Here is a 225-nt window from a genome sequence, read left to right on the forward strand (position 1 = left end):
CCGAGGTGTGCGCACCCGAGGTGTCGCGCTGGGCCGGGACCTCACGCTGGTTGCTGCCGTCGGTGTCGTGGACCTCGACGGGCTCGGTCTCGACGACGCTCGCGTCGCTCGCTGCTCGACCCACGGAGGGGGTGTCCACCAGCTCGGCGGCGCCGCCGGTCTCCTCGACGGGCTCGTAGGAGCCGGTCTCGAGGTAGCGCTGGCGCTCGTCGGCCGAGTAGATCG

Annotated in this window: 1 protein-coding gene; it reads right to left on the reverse strand. The window is 72.9% G+C overall.

The genetic code is table 11. The features are described from left to right. Positions 1-225 (reverse strand): hypothetical protein (locus QWJ41_RS21580; RefSeq protein ID WP_302710553.1); only part of this gene is annotated, 225 nt, incomplete at both ends.

The sequence above is a fragment of the Nocardioides cremeus genome (assembly GCF_030518195.1).
Lineage (GTDB): Bacteria > Actinomycetota > Actinomycetes > Propionibacteriales > Nocardioidaceae > Nocardioides > Nocardioides cremeus.